This is a genomic window from Streptomyces albireticuli (genome assembly GCF_021228125.1).
Lineage (GTDB): Bacteria > Actinomycetota > Actinomycetes > Streptomycetales > Streptomycetaceae > Streptomyces > Streptomyces albireticuli.
The window spans coordinates 154,895-173,861 of record NZ_JAJQQS010000019.1 but is presented as its reverse complement, the minus strand read 5'-3'; the positions used below and the strand labels follow the sequence as shown (position 1 = coordinate 173,861).

9 protein-coding genes are annotated in these 18,967 nt (G+C 73.0%); 5 read left to right on the top strand and 4 right to left on the bottom strand.

What is annotated here, in order from left to right; translation table 11 throughout:
- Positions 1-106: 106 nt before the first annotated feature.
- A complete protein-coding gene (locus LUZ64_RS29445) occupies positions 107-1,552 on the bottom strand; it encodes a serine/threonine-protein kinase (RefSeq protein ID WP_232398966.1) in 1,446 nt (481 codons plus the stop codon).
- 51 nt (positions 1,553-1,603) lie between these two features.
- Complete coding sequence (locus LUZ64_RS29440) at positions 1,604-2,410, bottom strand: serine/threonine protein kinase (RefSeq protein ID WP_211305166.1); 807 nt, start codon at positions 2,408-2,410, stop codon at positions 1,604-1,606.
- 293 nt (positions 2,411-2,703) lie between these two features.
- Between LUZ64_RS29440 and LUZ64_RS29435 the strand changes: the two genes are divergently transcribed.
- Positions 2,704-4,224 carry a DUF8189 domain-containing protein gene (locus LUZ64_RS29435; protein WP_095583923.1) on the top strand — a complete coding sequence of 507 codons (1,521 nt, stop codon included), beginning with the start codon at positions 2,704-2,706 and terminating at the stop codon, positions 4,222-4,224.
- Between the two features lie 237 nt (positions 4,225-4,461).
- Positions 4,462-4,947, top strand: a complete 486-nt coding sequence (locus tag LUZ64_RS29430) for a DUF5709 domain-containing protein (RefSeq protein ID WP_095583867.1) — start codon at positions 4,462-4,464, stop codon at positions 4,945-4,947.
- Between the two features lie 148 nt (positions 4,948-5,095).
- Here the strand turns inward: LUZ64_RS29430 and LUZ64_RS29425 are convergent, their stop codons facing one another.
- Both LUZ64_RS29425 and LUZ64_RS29420 read right to left on the bottom strand, forming a co-directional pair.
- Positions 5,096-7,981, bottom strand: coding sequence for a hypothetical protein (locus tag LUZ64_RS29425; RefSeq protein ID WP_095583868.1), 2,886 nt, complete (start codon positions 7,979-7,981; stop codon positions 5,096-5,098).
- A 117-nt stretch (positions 7,982-8,098) separates the two neighbouring features.
- Positions 8,099-9,838 carry a hypothetical protein gene (locus LUZ64_RS29420; RefSeq protein ID WP_143593400.1) on the bottom strand — a complete coding sequence of 580 codons (1,740 nt, stop codon included), beginning with the start codon at positions 9,836-9,838 and terminating at the stop codon, positions 8,099-8,101.
- Positions 9,839-10,484: 646 nt separating this feature from the next.
- Between LUZ64_RS29420 and LUZ64_RS29415 the strand changes: the two genes are divergently transcribed.
- The 3 genes from LUZ64_RS29415 to LUZ64_RS29405 are packed head-to-tail and all read left to right on the top strand — an operon-like array spanning position 10,485 to position 18,936.
- A complete protein-coding gene (locus LUZ64_RS29415; protein ID WP_095583870.1) occupies positions 10,485-13,142 on the top strand; it encodes a DUF6603 domain-containing protein in 2,658 nt (885 codons plus the stop codon).
- A gap of 14 nt (positions 13,143-13,156) precedes the next feature.
- Positions 13,157-15,412 (top strand): hypothetical protein, encoded by a 2,256-nt coding sequence (locus LUZ64_RS29410; protein ID WP_095583871.1) that lies wholly within the window; start codon positions 13,157-13,159, stop codon positions 15,410-15,412.
- Complete coding sequence (locus LUZ64_RS29405; RefSeq protein WP_095583872.1) at positions 15,409-18,936, top strand: hypothetical protein; 3,528 nt, start codon at positions 15,409-15,411, stop codon at positions 18,934-18,936. Before LUZ64_RS29410 ends, LUZ64_RS29405 begins: the two co-directional genes overlap by 4 nt.
- Positions 18,937-18,967 lie beyond the last annotated feature (31 nt).

Below are 18,967 nucleotides of genomic sequence, written 5' to 3'. Positions count from 1 at the left end.
CCGGAACGATCCGGGGTGACACGCGCGACGGTTCCCGGTGGACTCCGGGTACGGCGAGCGGGCACGACAGGGGTGGTTCGGGTTCCCGGCGGTTCCTTCGCCCGCCTCACCGCACGGGGGTGGGGGCCGGGCACTCGGGGACCGGTGGGCGGTCCTTCGTGCGCACGGCGGGCAGCCAGGCGGTGGGGCGGGAGGTACCACGGGGAAGGTGTACGCGGTACCAGGCGGCGGACTGTGTGTCCGCCTCGTCGAGGATGGCGATCCCTTGGGAGAGGCGGCAGTCGACGGTGAGCTCGTCACCGTGCCACACCCGGTGGGGTACGACGTTGTCGGTGGTGTACGGGCGGCGGGGGTCGATCGCCAGGCCCAGACTGCACCCGGGGTTCCGGTCCGTGCGGTCCCGGCAGCCCCCTTCAGCGTTGAACACCCGGATCCGGTCTTCGGTTCCGGCCGGCGGCGTGCCCGGCGTACCGGTCGCGCCGACGCGCCCGGTGTACGTCCAGACCGCCACCCCCACCGCGCACACCGCGGCGGCCGCCAGGGCGGCACGGGTTCTTCGCCTCCGGACCGTGCGCCGACGAGCCACCGGACTCCCGGCCTCCCCTTCCGCCGCCGCCTTCTCGGCGATGCGCGCCAGCAGGCTCTCGGCGGTGTGCGCGGCGCGTTCGGCGTGGGTCGGGGCCAGGCAGTCGGCGGCCAGCGCGCGCCAGAACGGCGGGAGCGCGCCGTCCAAGCGGAGCGGCACGCGCCCCTCGGCGTACTCCTGGGTCGCGGCGGCGCGGGCCAGGGGGGTGGCGCCGGGGAACGGAGAGGCACCGGAGGCGAACACCTCGTGGATCATGATGCCCAGGGCCCAGATGTCGGCGCTCGGCCGGATCTCGACCCCTCGCTCGCTGAGCGTGGCCTTGCCCCGCTCGGGCGGGAGGTAGTCGAAGGTGCCCATCGGGGGCGCGTACCCGTGGGTGCCGTGCGTGCCGGTCAGTTCCGTGGCGAGCCCGAAGTCCGAGAGCCTCACCGAGCCGTCGGCCATCAGCAGGATGTTGTCCGGCTTGAGGTCGCCGTGCACCCAGCCGCTGTGGTGCAGGTGCGCCAGGCCCTCACAGATCTCGGTGAGCAGCCGGGCGCCTTCGGTCTCGCTCGTCCCGGTGCCGAGCAGGTCCCGCAGGCTGCCCCGGGCGCGCTCCATGACCAGCACGACGGCGCCGTCCAGGAGGGGGCGGTCCGGGTCGCCGAGCACGACGGACCCCAGGAGGCGGATCAGCCTCGGGTGGGAGGACCGGTGGCCGAATTCGACTTCGCGGCGTGCGGTTTCCGCGGCCTTGCGGGCCTGGCGCGGGGCCAGTCCCGCGGTCGGCAGGACCTTGAGCGCGACGGCGCCGTGACCGCCCGGCGGTGCTTCCCGGTCCGTCCCGTCGCGGACGGTTCGTCCCGCGTAGACGGTCGCCCAGCCGCCGGCCCCGATCGGCTCGGTGACCTCCCAATCGCCGATGCGGTAGCCGCGGGGCAGCAGTTCCGCGCGGTCATCTCCCGTCGCGCCGGCCGAGCCACGCACCGCGTCCCCCTCCGGTCCGCCGGCCACGTCGCCGTACGCGACCGTCGCGTCTCATCTCGCCGCCTCCCGCTTCCGCGCGCCCGTTCCGGGCCGGGGCGGCAGCAGCGCGAGGTGCTCCTCGCGTACGAGCCCGAACCGCAGGACGAGCCCGACGAGCGTCTCCCGCTTGCCGTTGCGGCGGGCTTCCCTGCGGAGCCCGTGCTCGGCGGGAGCGCTGATCCGCATCTTCTCGTCGGCCAGGTAGTCGATGTGCGAGCTGACCGCACGGGCGGTCAGCCGGCCGAGGAGGGGGTGGCCCTGGAGCCGCTCGACGATCTCGGGGGTGGTGGGCACCGCGACAGGAGACTCGTCGCGCAGCCGTGGTTCGCAGAGCGCGACCAGGACCAGGAAGTACAGGGACGTCTCGTCCAGGGAATACGCCGTGACGGTGCGGCTGCCCCACTGGTCGCCCGTGCCGTCCGGGTCGAGGTAGACGTGGTCGGGCGCGAACACCTGGAAGGAGACCGTGGTGTCGCGGCGGGTGGGCAGCACGACCCGTGAGAACTCGAAGGGGATGGGCGCGCCCGCCCGCCGCGGCGGCACCCTGAGGTACTCCCCCGCTCCTTCCGGGTTCTCCACCAGATAGCTCTGGGTCGTGCTGTGGTTGCTGAGCTGCCAGTGGTCGTCCGTCACCCGGATCTCTCCCGCAAGGCGGGATATCGCCTCGTCGTCGAGGCGGAGTTCGACCGGGGAAGTGGCGGAGCCCCGTCCGAATCGCGCCACCTGGCCCGGGCCGAGCCGCAGTGTCACGGCGTCGCCGCCCGGCCCCCCTCCGGCCCCCGTCTTCCCTTGCGGCAGATAGATCACTACCCCGCTCACGGCCCCCTCCTCGCCCCCGCGTCATCCGGTTCGCACGCACGCCGAACGTTACACATCCCGGCCAGTCCCTCCCACTCCTCGGTTTTGGCCGATTTCCGACCCCTTCGGGGCGGCCGCGGGCCGCCGCCCGGGTTCCGGGCGCCTTGTCAGCCCGTAGCGTTCCGGATGCCCTCGGCACGCGGCCGTGGCTACCGTCCAACCCTCCGGTCCACAGGGAGCCCGTCGCTCGGATCGGCACTCCCGTGTCCCACCCGTCCACCCCCGACATGCCCTCGGGGAAGGAGGAACGTCACGTGCTTCACGGTATTTCCCGGCGCACGCTGCGCTTCGTTCTCGCGGCGGCGGCCGCCGTCCTGCCGTCTCTGGTGACGGTGTCCCCGGCCACCGCCCAGGCCGCCGGCTTCGCCGCGGCGTGCCCGACCGCCGGCGCCGTGTTCCAGCACTACAGCGACAGCCACGACGGCATCGACATCGCCAACGACCACGGCGCCCCGATCTACGCCGTCGGTGACGGCGAGGTCATCAACTCCGGCCCCGCCCAGGGCTACGGCCAGTGGATCCGCATCCTGCACCCCGACGGGACGGTGACCGAATACGGACACATGTACCGGCGGGAAGTCGTCGTCGGCCAACAGGTGACGGCCGGTCAGCTCATCGCCCTCGTCGGCAGCGAGGGCCAGTCCACAGGCCCTCACCTCCACCTGAGGGTGCGGGTCGACACGTCCACCGACAGACGCGGCATCGACCCGGAGCCCTACCTCGCGGAACGCGGCGTGACGCTGCCGTGCACCCCGGGCACCGGCCCCGGTCCCAAGCCCAAGCCGCTGGTGTACCCCGTGGAAGCGGGCCGGGTGGTGTCGGCGCGGTCGGCCGACGGGCGGCTGGAGGCGTTCGCGGCCGGGGCCGACGGAGTGCACCACGCGTGGCAGACCCGGGTGAACGGCGCCTGGTCGGACTGGGAGGCCCTCGGCGGGCCGGGCGGCGCGGAGCTCGCGATCGCGCCCAACGCCGACGGCCGCCTGGAGCTGTTCGCCCTCAACGGCGGCGTCCTCCAGCACCGCTACCAGACGTCTCCCTCCGGCGGCTGGTCGGGCTGGGAGGGCTTCGGCGAGGGCGGGCGCTACGTCGCGGCCGGGGCCAACGGGGACGGCCGCCTGGAAGTCTTCGCCTCCAATCCATCGGGGGTGTTCCACAGGTACCAGACCGCCCCCAACAGCGGATGGTCGGGCTGGGAACCCACGGGCGGCGGGCCCGCCTCCGGCCGGCTCGAGCTGGAGAAGTCGCCCGACGGCCGGCTCGAGGTCTTCGCGCTCAATGACAAGATCTTCCAGCACCAGTACCAGACCGCGGTCAACGGCGGTTGGTCGTCGTGGGAGGAATTCGGCGGCGGCGGGCACGACCTGACGGTCGACCACAACGCGGACGGGCGCCTGGAGGTCTTCGCCTCCGGCCCGGTGGGCGTGTTCCACAGGTACCAGACGAACCCCAGCAGCTGGTCGGGGTGGGAGGCGACCCGCGGTCCGGCCGACTCCCGGCTGACCAGCGAGCGGACCCCCGACGGGCGGGTCGAGGTGTTCGCCATGAACGGGGACGTCGCCATGCACATGTGGCAGAAGGGAGTGAACGCCCCCTACGGCGACTGGACCGAGTTCGGAGGCGGCGGAGCCGAAGTCGCCGCCGCGACCAACGCCGACGGACGCATCGAGGTGTTCGGCACCAACCGCGTCGGCGTCCACCACAGGTGGCAGACGGGCTTCAGCACCTGGTCCGAGTGGGGCTGGCTCAACAGCGGCCCGGGCCCGGCCGCGACCTGATCCGGCGCCCCTCGCCTCGGGCCCGCCTTCGCCGCGCCCCTCGGAGCACGGCCGCGGTCACCCCCGCGGCCGTGGCCGGGGGGCTCGGTGCCGTGGCCGCACCGCGAGGAGCATTTCAAACAAATGTTCCCACCGATTGGGCGGGCTTCCCCCTCCAGAGAAGCGCGAGGCCACCGTACGAGGGAGAGTGGAGGTAGGTCGTCGCCGCGGAACGGTGCGGGAGGAGGTTGTCTCACCATGTCCGATGACGTGATGGGGGACGAGGTCTACCAGCCTGCCCGGTCCGGCCGCCGGGACCACCCCGGCGACCTGGACCTGGAGAACGCCCTCGACGGCGATCTCTACGACCAGGTCCTCGACGCGGGGTATTCGCCCCCGGAGAGGCCCCTGGGCGTGGACCACCACGGCACGACGGCCCGCGAGCAGCGGGAGCGCGAGAGCCTCGGCCGGCGGCTCGCCGAGGAGGTTCCCGAGATCGCGATGCCGGACGGGGACGGCATCGGCGACGTGCCCGGCGGGGAGGGCGAGCCCATCGACGAGGAGGTGGGTGAAAAACGCGCCGGCCGTATCGTCGCCACCATCGACGCCATGCCCCCTCGGCGCAACGACGTCTTCGCCTTCGACGTGGGGATCGACGGCGGGGCGGCCTCCGCGGAGGAGGCGGCGATGCACGTCGTGCCTGATGAGCCTGTGGTCGAGGGCGGAGACGACCTCGGCGTGTGACGACGGTCGGCCGCCGCGAGTGCCACCGTTGCCCCCTTGCTCGGCGTGACATCGCCTCCGGGCCATCCACCGGGTCACCCACCGGAGAGCGGGTGCCACCGTTCAGGGGGCCTCCCCCGCCACCGCCCCTCTCTCGGCCCCCGCCCGGTCAAGGGAGTCGCGGATACGCGTCGATATAGCTGGTCAGCAGGGCGTGGTGGGTCCCGTTGGCGAGCTTGCCGATGTGGATCCGATATTCCTCTCGCAGGTCGGCGCCGATCTTCTTCTCCCGCAGGGCTTCCTTGAGGCGGTTCTGCCTCTCCTCTGCGAACTTCTTCGGGTCACGCCCGACGAGTTCCGCCAGCCTCTGCAATTCGCTGTCGTCGGGGACCGCGAAGACGATGTCCAGCAGCTTCTTCGCCGTCTCCCCGTCGACATCGCAGGGATTGAGGACCCGCTTCTGCCACTCCTCGCGGCGGGCGTGGCTCTGGGTGAAGGACTGGCGGATCGCGGCGAGGCGCTCACTCTTCGGGCCCGTCCGCGGCAGAGCCTCGATGCGCTGTACGAGCCGGGTGCCGTCGGTGACGACGGAGCAGTCCGCGTCGAACACCCTGCCTCCAGCCCCTCTGATCTTCCCGAGGGACTTCGCCAGAGCCTCGCCTTCCTGATCTCCCACGCCGAAGCCGACACCGTCCTCGAGCCCGGAGACGCCTTCCACGACCTTGATGAAGGTGTTGGGTTCCGGGAAGTAGACGGTCTTCGGGTCCACCGCCGCCATGGCGACCCGCACAGCACGGTCCGTCCTGGTGGCGATGTCCGCACGCACGTCGCTGTCGTCGGGCAGGCGGTAGCCCCCGCTGAACAGGTCCGGCCAGCCGGCCGCCTCCAGCCGCTCGGCCGCCGCGTCGAACAGCGGGGCCTTCTCGGCGGTCCTCAGGGACATCACGTCCGCGTCGCCGGTGTGCAGGAAGATCTGGTCGCACCCCTTGCCGTCGGCGTACAGCGCCTGGACGAACGACTGTGTAAGGCCACTCTCCGCGATCTTCTGGCGTATCGCGCCGTAGGGAATGGTCTTCTGATCGGAGAGTCCCGCATGGCCCGAACGCGCGCACCAGAGGAAGGAAAGGATCCCGATCGGAATCCTGTGCGACTCCTTCTCCCAGGCGACGGTGAAGTCCTTGATGATCTGCTGCTGCCGGGCAGTGCGCTGCGCACGCCCAGCGTCCTTCTCCCCGTATTCGTACCCCTCGTTCAGCCCGATGACCAGAGCGAACCGCTGCTGGGCCGTGGCGATTTTCCCGAAGCCCTCGTCCCGGTACCTGCGGGCCAGTTCCAGCAGCTTGCGGTGGTCCGAGACCTTGGCCGGGACCATGGCCACGAAGCCCACTCCTCCCTCGGCCGCGGGGCTGCCGAAGGGCTCCGCCTCGTACACGTCCGTGATCGGGCCCGTGGGTGGCTTACCGGTGGCCGGGGTCTTAGGGCGGGCCCGGCGGATGAGGGTGCCCGCCTGCTTCCGCAAGTCCTCGGGCAGGGTCTCGGGGTTCACCCAGTGGGGCTGAGAGGTGGTGGGCGGGCGGCCCGGGGTTCGCCCGCACACGCGCTGCTCGACCAGAAGGCCGTCCTCCAAGCGGGCGTCGCCGAGCCTCCCGCTGTACTCCCGTACCTGGTTCGCGGCGGCCGGATCGGCGGTACTCAGGGCCTCCGCCAAAGCGTTGAGGGAGGAGAGATCGCGCTGATAGACGAAGGTACCGGCACCGGCGAAGACACGGTGGGGAATGCGGGCCCGGGGCACGCCCAGGTGAATGACGCGCTCCGACCGTGTCAGAGACGCGTAGGCGATGCGGTGACGGTATCCCAGGTCGCGGCAGAGAGCGACCTCCGTGACCCCGCGCACCCGCTTGCGCTGATGCCAGGTATCGGCGGCCTCACGCAGCGCCGCGAGGGTGTCCGCGTCCTTTCGGGACGCCCGTACGACCGTACGCGCGTGGTGGTCGAAGGCCAGTCGCTCGGCCCGCGTCTCGGCCGGGGAAGGCGAAACGCGCCGGCCCTTGTGCAATTGCACGACCCCGTCGATCCACTCCATCGCCACATCACTGCCGTGGGTACGGATCTCCTCCCAGTTCACACCCCGCAGCACGACCAGTCCCCGCTCCGTCTCCGCCACCGGAAGAGGATGGGAATAGCGCAGCAGCAGTTCCTCGCAGGTCGCTTCGTAGAAGTCCTTGCGCTCCTGTAGCGTCTCGGTCTTTCCGGTCTCGCGTACCCTCACCGCGCCCGGGTTGTTCATGCTGAGCTGGACGGTGGTGCCGTACTTCTCGTGGAAGAGCCGCCGGCCTTCCGCGGCCGCGGCCTTCCGGATCCTGAGCTGTTCCTCTTCGTCGTAACCGACGTCGTCCATGGTTCCGGCCAGGGCGTGGGCGCAGTGCATCAGTTCGTGTGCGAGCACGATTTCGGGGGCCATGGCGATGTCGTCGAAGAGCAGCGTCAGCCGGGGGTGGAAGGAGACGCCGGAGAACGCGCCCCGGCCGTCGAACATCGCCCGGACGCCGTCGGAGTCGACCCCCCATTGGCTGGGCTGCCCGTCCGTGCTCTGCATGATGACGACGTTGATTCCCGCCAGGTCCCGCTGCGTCACGGTGTGCCCTTGGCCGCCCGTCCCGGAGTCGCGGTGACGGCAGAGGACCCGCCTGTTGATGCCGGCTCCCCAGTCCTCGGGGCCGCCGTAGGAGCCGTCGGGGTCGGGCAGCGGGTGTGCGTGGCCCAGGAATTCGATGAGGCGCTTTCCGGCTTCGGAGGTCTCGATGCGCTGGAGCAGGAAGTCGATTTCCTGTACGTACTGCTGGTCGGGCAAGGCGAGTTCGGGCCGGGGGTCGGCGTCGTCGAGCACCTCGGCGAGCACGGCCGGGTCCGCGCATACGGCGATGCCGGGGCGCAGCACGGTGAGGCGGAGCGGCTCCCCGCCGATCCAGGAGACCACGGGGTGGGTCTCCACGGTGGGCTTGACGGGCCGGGGCGGCGTCAGGCGGGTGGGGTCGAGCCCGGTGAGGCGACGCATGACGGGGTGTTTCCTTACGTAGTCGGTGGGTTGGTTCCGGTCACTCGTCGGATGTCTCCCGCGGGGAGTCGGTCGGCCGGGGACCGGTCTCCTCGCGCGGGGAGCCGGCCGCCGGGGTCAGTCCGTCACGACGAGGACGGCCCGTGCCTTCCGGGTGTCGGCGGTCAGGACCAGGGAACCGGTGGTGCCGTCCGCCGCCCGCCCGGTGTGCCGCAGTGAGATCTTCTCGACGGTGGGCAGCAGGTCGGGCAGCCCAGACAGCGGGGAGCCCGTCGCGGGCAGGAAGGGGGCGACCGCCTGTCCGAGGGGGACGCCTTCCGGTGCGGCCCATGTCGCGGTCCAGCTGGTGGCGTCCGGACCCTTGTCGACCACGAGGTCCAGTTCCATCAGTGACGTGTCCGGGCCGCTGAGGACGAGGGTGCCGGTGGCCTCGGCCTCGGGTGCCCCGTCGCCGGTGGTGATCTGTGCGGCCAGGTGGGCGCCGGCGTGGAGCCCGGCGGGCAGGGGGAACTCGGCGGATCCTTCCATGGCGAACGTCCGCCCGGCGGATGCGGAGGCGACCTCGAAGTACAGGTTCTCCAGTGTCAGCTCGTCCAGGGCGGCGGGGAGGCGGCTGCCCATGGCCTGCTCGGCCCATGCGCTGAGGTCGCCGACGGCGAGGTGGTCCATTTCGACGGTGAGCCCCCACCCCTGGGCCGTGCGGTTGCCCCGTACGCCGATCCGTGTGCCGCCCAGTACGAGCGTGCCCGCCAGGGTGGCCTCCAGGGCGCGGTCGCCGCCTCCGGTCACCATCACCGCCTGGTCCTCGATCCTCACCCCCGCGATCTCCCAGGGGCCGAGGAGCTGTCCGGCGGCGAGGAAGGTGCCTTCACGCAGGTCGCACAGGAAGGAGAGCCGTCCCGTGCCGTGTTCGCCGAGGTCGGAGGCGATGCCGCCCAGGAGTTCCTTGCCGGCGGCGAGTTCGCCGTGGGCCGTCAGGGAGGGCAGGGCGACCGTCACGGTGCTCTCCAGCCCGGCCAGCGCCAGGTGGCCGCTCAGTTCGACCGACAGCCCGGCCCAGGCGTCGTGCCGGGCGGCGGAGTCCATGGTGATCCGTGCGGTGACCCGGCTGAGCGTCACGCCCTCCAGCACCGGCCACTCGTCGGCCAGTCCGACCAGGATGTCCCCCGTCATCCGCCCGTCACCAGGGGCGTACGAGAGGGTGACATCGCGGAGTGAGGGCAGCGCCGAGGCCAGGAGTCCTTGCCAGTGCGCGGGGAAGTGTTCGGTGACGGTGTCCGCGCCCGTCCAGCCCGGCAGGTCGGACACGTACCGCAGGGAGGGCAGGGAGAGCCCGTCGGGGAAACGGGCGGACAGGGTGTATGCGCCCTCGTGCAGGGAAGCCAGGAAGAGCAACGGCTCTTCGGTGCCGGGCACCGCGCATCTGACTCCCGCGACGGCCGGAACCCGGTCCCGCTCCGCCTCTCCGTCCGGTTCGGGCGTGGCGTTGAGGACGATGACGGGCGCCTGTGCCCCCAGGGCCTCCAGGGGGCCGAGGTCCAGTGCGGGGAAGGGTTCGGGGAGTCGCCACTCGGGCGCTTCCACGATCAGTACGAGGCCCACGGCGGTCGTGCCCGACGCGTCGGTCAGGAACTCGGCCACGGCCGGGCGGGGTTCCGGGCCGAGCGAAGGCACGGCGCAGCGTCCCCGGGCCGTCAGGCTCGCCGCGTCGTACTCCACGTCGGTGAGGGCCAGTTCGGAGGCGCCGAGATGGGTGGCGAGCACTTCCCGTACCGCGGTGTCGTCGAACTCCTCGGCCTTGAGCAGCAGGCTCCGGCTCCCCGCCCTCTCGGCGAGTTCTGCAACGGACAATGGCATGGCCGATTCCCGTCCTCGATATGTCTGGTTTTACTTGCGGACGGCCGCCACTCGACGAAGGGAGGCCGGGCAGCATGGGCGAGCGGTTCGATCCGGGAAGCCCTGCGAACCATTCCGCGTGCCGGACCGGAAGGCGAATTCCCCAATGCGTTGAATCCTCAACCGATTTGATGTCGGCCTGATTTTTCGCAGGGGCGGACACCGGTGCCGCGCCATCAATTTACACATACACGCGAACTGCCATCCACCTGCCCGTACGTGGCGTGACTCACATCGGTTCCCGCAGTTCGCGGGCGGTTTGACCTTCCTTCAGATGACGTAGCGTCACCTTTGACCGCCGGAGAGACACCGGCACGGGATTCCTGCGCTATTGTCGACATGGCCCGAGCCGGCCTCCCCAGCGGAGTTATGGCCGCGCACTCCGCCGAAGTTGTCGCCTCGACCCACCCGCAGAACAATGCAGACCATGGGAATGACTTCCCACGACCCCGGGGAAGTTGTTCAGAAAGCAATTAAAAACAGGCGGTCATTCCGGCGGCGCGAGCTTCGTGACGCGCCCGGCGGCGCGTGTCCCTCTCACGCCTCTTCCCCGACCGGCTCGATTCCCTAGGCCACCGTTCCCTGGCCCCGGCCTGAAAGGCGCCCCTTGTTCGCCCTCCTCGTCGACGCGCGGCTCGCCGCCGGACTCACCGACCTCCCTCTCGTCGGCGACCGCATACCCGCCGACCACGACCTCGGCATCACGGGCGTCAAAGCCGTGATCGCCTCCGAGGCCCTCACCACCGAACAGGTGAAGGCGCTCAACGAGCAGATCTCGCGCCTGGACGGCACCCACCCGCGCTTTCCCGAGGAAACCCGCGGGCGCGCCCTGGTGGCACTGGACTACGAGTGGGGAGGCGAGAAACGCGCCCCGTTGATGTTCCGGCTCGCGGGCGCGCACGCCGCCGAGGACCGCGCGGACGGCCGCCCGGAGCCCCACGGCGACACCGCGCGCCCGAAGCTCGCCGCCGCGCAGGGCGCTCCCGGCTCCCCCACCGATCGGAGTGGCTCCCCCGCCGATCAGAGCGGCTTCCCCACCGGCCAGAGCGGCTCCCCCGCCGGACAAGACGGCGCCCCTGCCGGCCAGGACGACACTCCGGCCGCCGCGTGGGTCACCCTCGACCGCTCCTTCGGCCCACTGCTCGTACGCCGCCTGGGCGCGAGCTACCACGACGACAAGGTCTGGCTCCTCGTCGACGCCACGGTGCACGCCGGCCCCCTGGAGCTCGGCGTGGACGGCCTGGGCCTGGGCATCCCCCTGGGCGGTGAGGACCTCACCCCCTCCGGCCGGCTCGACGGACTGAGCCTGGCCTTCCGTAAACCGCCGTTGGAGATCTCCGGCGCGTTCGTGAACAAGCCCGTGTCCGAGGACTCGCCCTACGACCGGCTGATCGAGGGCACCGCCCTGATCAAGACCCCGAGCGCCTCCTTCTCGGCCATCGGCGCGTACGAAAGCCTCAAGAGCGGCTTCCAGTCGCTCTTCCTGTACGCGGAGCTGGGAGCCGCGTTCGGCGGACCGCCTGCCTTCAGGGTCACCGGGGTCAAGGCCGGCTTCGGCTACCACAGCAGCCTGCGCGTACCCACCATCGACCAGGTCCCCGGCTTCCCCCTGCTGCGCGGAATCGCCGACGCGGGCGGGGGCACGCCGCCCGAGCCGCTGGAGGTGCTCAAGGAGCTCACCGAGGGGACCGACGACGCCCCCGCCTGGGTGACCCCGCACGAGGACCGGACCTGGCTGGCACTCGGACTCAACGCCGACGTCTTCGAGATCGTCCACTGCAAGGCCCTGGCCTTCGCCGAATTCGGCTCGGACGACCTGGTGGTGGGACTGCTCGGCTCGGCCACGGCTCGATTCCCGGACCCGGCGAAGGGGATGGGAGAGCCCTACGCCGGTGTCGAGCTGGACGTCTCCGCCGTCTACCGGCACTCCACCGACACCCTGGCCGTCGACGCCCGGCTGGCCCCCGACAGCTTCCTCCTCGACCGGGCCGCGCACCTCACCGGCGCGGCGGCACTGCGCCTGTGGTTCGGCGGCAGCGACCACCCCGGCGACTTCGTCTTCACCCTCGGCGGCTACCACCCGCGCTACCCCGTGCCCGCCCACTACCCGCAGGCGGAGCGCGTCGGCGTCAACTGGAGCTCCGGCTCCTCGCTGACCCTGAAGGGCGGCAGTTACTTCGCCCTCACCCCGTCCGCCGCCATGGCCGGCGGCAGCCTGGACCTGCGGTACGACAGCGCGTGGGCCAAGGCCCGGATCGAGGTCGGGTTCGACGCCCTGCTGGAGTGGGCCCCCTTCCACTACGAGGTGGACGCCTGGGCCGAGATCACCGCCCAGGTGTGGCTGCTGTTCGGCTGGAGCGGCGAGGTCTCGCTGGGCGCGCGACTGTCCCTGTGGGGGCCACCGTTCGGTGGGACCGCGCACGTCAAGGTGCTCGGCATCTCCGTACCGATCGAGTTCGGCGAGCCCAAGGCCGGACCCGCGCCCATCGGCTGGGAGCAGTTCCGCGCCCTGCTCCCGCGGCACCCGCTCACGCTCACCCCCGCCGACGGACTGCACCCCGACCACGCCACCGGCGCAGCTCGGCGGACCGGGCAGACCGACGGCGCCTCCGCCCCCTGGGCCGCGACGGCCGACGGGTTCGCCTTCACCGTCGGCACCGCGTTCCCCGCCTCCACGCTGAAGGTCAACGACGTGGACGAGACCGGCGGCGACGCCGTCAAGGTCCACGTCCGCCCGATGGCCAGGACCGGTCTCGACGTCACCCTCTCGGTCACGGTCGAGAAGGAGACCGCGGACGGCCAGTGGCGGCGACTGCCCGCCGACCACTGGCGGGACTGGACAGTCACCGCACAGCGCACGCCCCAGCCCGCGGCCCTGTGGGGTGCCGGGACGGCCGAGAACGCGCTGAGCGCCGACCCCTTCGTCCACGGCCTGGTGAGCGGGGCGCGCATCGCCGTGCCGGCCGCACGCCGGCCCGAGGCGGCCGCCTCCAGCCGGAGCGGCCGGCTCGACCACGCCCCGCTCCGCCCCGGAACCCTGCCGCTCGACCCGGCCGCGGCCCCCACCGGGCTCCGCGGGGAGCGGGCCGAGGGCTCCGGCGCCACCGCGCTCCAGGTCGACTCGCCCGGACAGGCCGCGTCGCGGCAGGCCGCCCTCGCCTCCCTGGCCCGGGCCGGCTACCCGCTCGACGTCGACACCGGACTCGGCCGCTACGCCCGCGAGGCGACCTTCGCCTCCCCGCCCCTGCGACTCGTCCACCCGTGAGGACCCCAGACCCCATGACCACGCACCCCACCGAGCGGTCCGCACCGGCGGACCACACCCCCGTCACCTTCCACGACCACCTGCTGCCGGGCATCGGCACGGGCCGCTACCGGATCACCGTCGACCAGCAGTTGCCCGCCGGTGACCTGCCGGGAGCGGCGTTCGACCCGGTGCGGCAGATCGTCGACGTCCGGGCCGCGCAGTTCCGTCTGGACCCCTCATGGGTGCACGCCGTCCACCCCGCCCCGCACAGCCAGGGCCCCTTCGCCGACCTGCTGCCGCACATCACGCTCACCCCCGCGGCCCTGCCGTGGGAGCGCGAGCCCTTCACCGGCGGTACGGGCGTCCCGGCACGGTCGCCCTGGCTCGCGTTGCTGCTGTTCGGGGAGGGCGAACTTCCCGGCGACCCCAACGCACTGGGCACACCCGCCATGGTGACGGTGCGTGAGCTCCTCGCGGGTGACGCCACGGTCACCGGCCCCTCCCTCGACGCCGACGCCGTCGACCCCGCCCTGCTCGACACCTCCTGCCACATCGTCGACGTGCCGCGGGACCTGCTCGCGCAGCTCCTCCCCTCGCCCGCCGAGCTCCCGTTCCTCGCCCACGTCCGCGCGGGCGGGGAGGACGCCCCTTCCTCCCCGGACCGGGACACGGCAGGGCCCGGAGACCAGGACGCGCACGCCGTCGTCACCGCCGCGCGCTTCCCCGGCACGGGCCGGGGGCGGTACGTGGCCCACCTCGTCTCGCTGGAAGGCCACCGGCCGCCGGGGCAGGCGGAGGGCGGCGAGCCGGTGCGTCTGGTGTCCCTCCACCGCTGGACGTTCACCTCCTGTCCCGCGTCCGGGGACGGCTTCGGCAGGCTGGCCGAGCGCTTCACACCGGGGAACGGCGAGCACAGCGCCGCCCCGCTGCGCCCCGCTCCCCTTCCGGGGGCCGGGCTCGACGACGAGCTGGCCGCCCTGCTCGACCAGGGCATGGTCCCGATGAGTCACGTCACCGAGACAGGTGAACGCGCCCTCGCCTGGTACAGCGGGCCGTTCCTCCCCCGCGTCGCTCCGGCGACGCCCCGGCCGGAGAGCGGGCACTTCGGCGACGCCGACGGGCTGCTGCTCCACGAACCGCGGACCGGTACGTTCGCCACGGGATACGCCTGCGCCTGGAACCTCGGCCGGGCGCTGGCCCTGGCCGACCCCGGCTTCTCGACGACCCTGGTCCGCCTGCGCCACCAGGGCCGGCTGCGCCGGGCGACCGACCATCAGTACCAGACGTACAGTCAGCAGATCTTCCTCAGCGGGCCGTTGACGTCTTCCTCAGGGGTGAAGAAGGCCGGTCTCGCGGGCACCGCCGAGCCGATGGCCGACGTGCCCGGTGCTCCCTCCCGGGCGGCGACACCCCGCGAGCAGTTCGAAGAGCTCTTGCGCGGCGACGCCCTCGGCGCACTGGCCGACTCCCTCGGCACCGCCACCGACGCCCCCGCAGCCGCCGGGCCCGTCCCCGTCACGCTCACCACACCCGTCCCCCGCGCGCTTAAGCGCTCCACCACCGGGCCCTCCCCGTCCCCGGACGCCAAGGAAGCGGCGGCATGGCTGGCCGGGCTGCGCGTGCTCGGCAGCGTGCCGTTCGACTACCTCGTCCCGGACCAGCGGATGCTGCCGCCCGAGAGCCTGCGCCTCTTCCACGTCGACCGCGCCTGGCTCGACGCCCTGCTCGACGGGGCCCGCGGCCTGGACCGGCACCCCCGCGCCGACCGCGCGACCGACGCCGAGCTCGACGCCCTCCTCGACGCCGCCGGCCCCGTGCCCGCCGCCGGTCTGCTGCTGCGCTCGGCCCTCGTCCCGGGCTGGCCGGCCCTGCGCATCGAGGCCCTCGACGGCTCCGGGACCGCCCCGGTCGAGGTGCTCCGCCGCGAGGCGCTCGGCGCCGACGTCCTGCTGGTGCTCTTCGACCGGATGCCCGACCGTCTGACGTTCGGCGAGCCCCGCCAGGGGCTGCACTTCGGCGTGGACGACGAGGGGCGCGTGGCGCTGCGCAGCCTGTCCCCCGGCGAGGTCGGCCTGTCCCTCGGCCGGTCCCTGTCCGTCACCGGCGACGCGGCCCTGACCCGTACCACTCCCACCGGAGCACGGATGCTCGACGTCGGCGCCCTCGCGGCCCGGCTCGCCGAGAACGTCAAACCTCAATCGTCGTCGCTCACCCCGGCCGAGTTCGCCGTACAGCTGGTGCGCGCCCCCGAGCGGCTGTCCCTCACCTTCGAAGGAACCACCCGATGAACACCGACCTCCTGGTCCCCGTACGGCTCCGGGCCCTGGTCGTCAACGACCGGGTGCGCGACCGGGACACCTTCCTCCGCTGGACGCCCGACTACCACCTGCTGGGCGTCCACCGCTCCCCCGAGCCGTCGCCCTACGCCGGTGTCGACACCGGCTTCCCCGAGGACCCGCGCCACCACGGGGTGTACCTGCACTGGGAGCTGCCCTCGGCGCTGCGCCGGGCGACGACGCCGGGCGGCGAGGTCACGCTCCCGCCGGCGCCCAACCGCTGGCTCGTCGTGCGGCACGCGTACAGCGCCGACGGCGAGTACGCCACCGCCGCGTGGGTCGTCGAGAGCGACTTCCTCGACAAGCGCGCGGGCACCTCGCCGTACCTGCGCCCCGGCCGGGGCCACGTCACCCCGACCCGGATCGGGCGGCACACCGAGGCGTCGCGATGGCGGGAGCCCGCGGCGGACCGGCCCACCTTCCTGACGGCCACGGGCCCCGGCACCCTGGAGTTCGCGGCGTTCCAGCCCCACTGCCAGGACGTCTTCTCCCTCCACGACCCCCTGGTACAGCTGCCGCGGCACTTCGACCGTCTCGGCTACCAGGTCATCGGCTGGCACGCGGCGGCCGGCGACGACCCGCTCGCCGACCCTGGCGTACGCGAAGCGCTCGGCGGCTCGCTCGGCTGGCAGACGGACGGCACCCCGCCCGAGGGCACACGCACCGTCTACACCGGCCGCGTCCACAACGTGCTCCCCCAATACGACCCCTCCGGCGAGGTGCGGCCCGACCCGACGGTCGCCGTCGCCGACAGCGCGCGTTCCGCGCTCACCGCCCTCACCGAGCACAAGGCGGCCGCCGACCCGTCGCTCGCCCTCGTGCCCGCGCTGTTCGACCAGCTCCAGTGCGACACCCTGGCCCGGGCGGACGAGCCGGACAACGCTCACCACCTCGGCGAGGCCCTGCACGGCGCCGGCTTCGGCACCGGCTCGGCCTCGTACGCCTGGCACGCGGTGCCGCCCGGCACCACCGAGGAGGCACCGGACCCGGAGGACGAACGCCGGGCCCGGGCCGTCGAGGCCGCCCTCAACGCCGCGCAGCACGCCTACGACCGGGCGGACCGCGAGCTGGCCGGGCTGCGCCGGCGCCTGTACGGGATGTGGCGCCTCCAGGGCCTGCCCGTGCTGCCCCGCGGCTACCACCACCGGCAGCTGACGCAGGAGCTCGACCCCGCGCGCGCAGGGAGCCTCGCCGCACGCGTCCGCGCCGAACGGGGCACCGTCGACCGGCTCCGGTCCGCCGTCCCCGACGGCGACACGCCCGGACAGCTGACGGCGGCGGTCGACGCGTACGCCCGGGAGCACGACCTGCCCACCGGCTGGAGCCTGAAGCGGGTGACCCTGGCCCCCTTCCAGCGGGCGCTGGACCCCGCCGTCGTCCTCGAAGGCGCGGGCTCCCTGCCCGTCGCGGACGACACGGCCCTGCGATGCCGCTTCGGCGCCGAGGCCGTGACCGCCGTGCGGTACGACGGCCTGGACGGCGAACTCACCGCGGACCGCCCCGACCTCGCCTGCAACACGCTCGACCTCGGCGCGGACGAGCGCACGGCCATGCCGGGCTCCACCCGCGCCCTGCTGCGCGAGGCGTTCCTGCTGGACCCGAACAGCACCGTCGTGGATTCGCGTCGTACACACGGCCGCCCGGACCGGGCCACCGCCACCGCACTGCGGGAGCGCGCGCCCCGGGCCACCCCGTCCGCGGGCACCGCCCCGGTATTCGGCGACGCCCCCTGGCACCAGCCCTGGCACCCCCTCCAGCTGTTGTGGGAGGTCGAGTACCACCCCCTCCCCCGCACCCAGTGGACATTCGACGGCACCCGCCACACCTGCCCCGAGCCGCGCCCCGAGGCCGCGCGCACCTACACCGGCCGCACGCTGCTCCACGACCACCTGTCGCGGAACCTGGCCGACCGGCTCCGGCAGTACGCGCCCGACGACCCCGAACTCGGCCCGCGCTGCGAGGCCCTGGCCGACAAGGTGGACGGCGGTGACGTGCTGTCCACGTCGCTGGCGGGGCTGCGCGACATGCTCGTCGGCCAGGACCCCACCCAGGGCGTTCCCCCGCTGGGCGCGCCGGCGGAGCTGGTCGAGCTGATCGGCGACGCCTACCGCACCAGCCCCGTCCCGGGCCCGCTGCCCGTGCCCTTCAAGGGCTGGCAGGACTCCGGTTTCCAGCAGCTGCGCGCGGGCCAGTTCCGCTTCCTCCGGCTGACCCTGGTGGACTCCTTCGGGCGTTCCCTGGACGTCTTCACCCCGGCGGGCACCGGCGGGGCGAGCGGTTTCCGGCACCCCGTGATCGCCGGGGAACTGCGCCCCCAGCACGTCCCCGAGGCCCTGGGTACGGGCGCGGAGCACGTCGTACAGCTGCCGCCGCGCCTGCCGCAGGCCGCGCGCCTGAGCCTGGACCTCCTGGACGCCTCCTCCCGGGGCGACTGGGCCACGCACTCCGCGGAGGGCGATCCGATCGCAGGCTGGATCATCCCCGACCTGGTCGACGGCTCGCTCACGGTCCACGCGCCCGACGGGACCGCCCTCGGCCTGATGCGCTGGACGTACCGGATCGGCTCGGCCGCCCGGGAAGCCGTGTGGACGCCGCTGCCCGGTGCCGCGCCCGGCGACCTCGGCGCCTTGGCCGCCGCCTTCCCGCACCTGCACCGTCTCGTCACCTGGCTCCAGGGCGCCGGTACGAACAGTCCCCTGCCCTCCGTGATGGACGTCCTGGAGTCCTCCCTGGTGGACATCCTGCCCAGCGCGGGCGCCGCCTCGGCGGCGCTGGCCGGGCGTCCGCTGGCCCTCGTCCGCTGCGACCTCCGCCTGGACCTGGACGGCCCGCCGGTCACCGACCCCGGATGGCGGCACATCTTCGACCACGACCCGCCGCGGCCGGAGTTCACCGACCACCACTGGCCCGTACGGCTGGGGGAACGACTGCGTGTCGGCGACGGGCTGGTGGGTTACTTCGCCGACGGCGCCGCCGATGTCCTGCGCACCGTCGTGCGGCCGGACGACGGCTCGCACCCCGGCATCGCCGCCGTCGGCGACGGAACCCACCTCACCGTCACGGCCGGAACCTCCCACCGCCTGACCCTGCTGGTCGACCCGCACGCCCCCGTGCACGCCACCACCGGCCTGCTGCCCACCGCCACCCTGGAGATCCCCCACCGCTTCACCGACGGACCGCTGTCCCGTATGCGCACGGTGCTGCGCACCGGGCCGCTGCTCACCCCGGCCACCGGCACCGCCCCGCGGGCGGCCGCCCCGCTCCTCCCGCGGGGCACCGTCGCCCTGCCGGTGCGCACGGTCGACGAGCAGACGTGGATGTGGGCGGAACGCGCCCGCGACGGCTCCTGGGCCCACTTCACGACGTCCTCCGCGAGCACCGCACCGCGCTGGGACGACAAGGCCCCGGTGCTCCGCTCCGGCCTGCTCACCTCCCACCGCCCGCTGCCGCAGAGCGACGCCACGGCGTCCGAGTAACGCGTCCGAGTAACCACCGAAGGACAAGCCA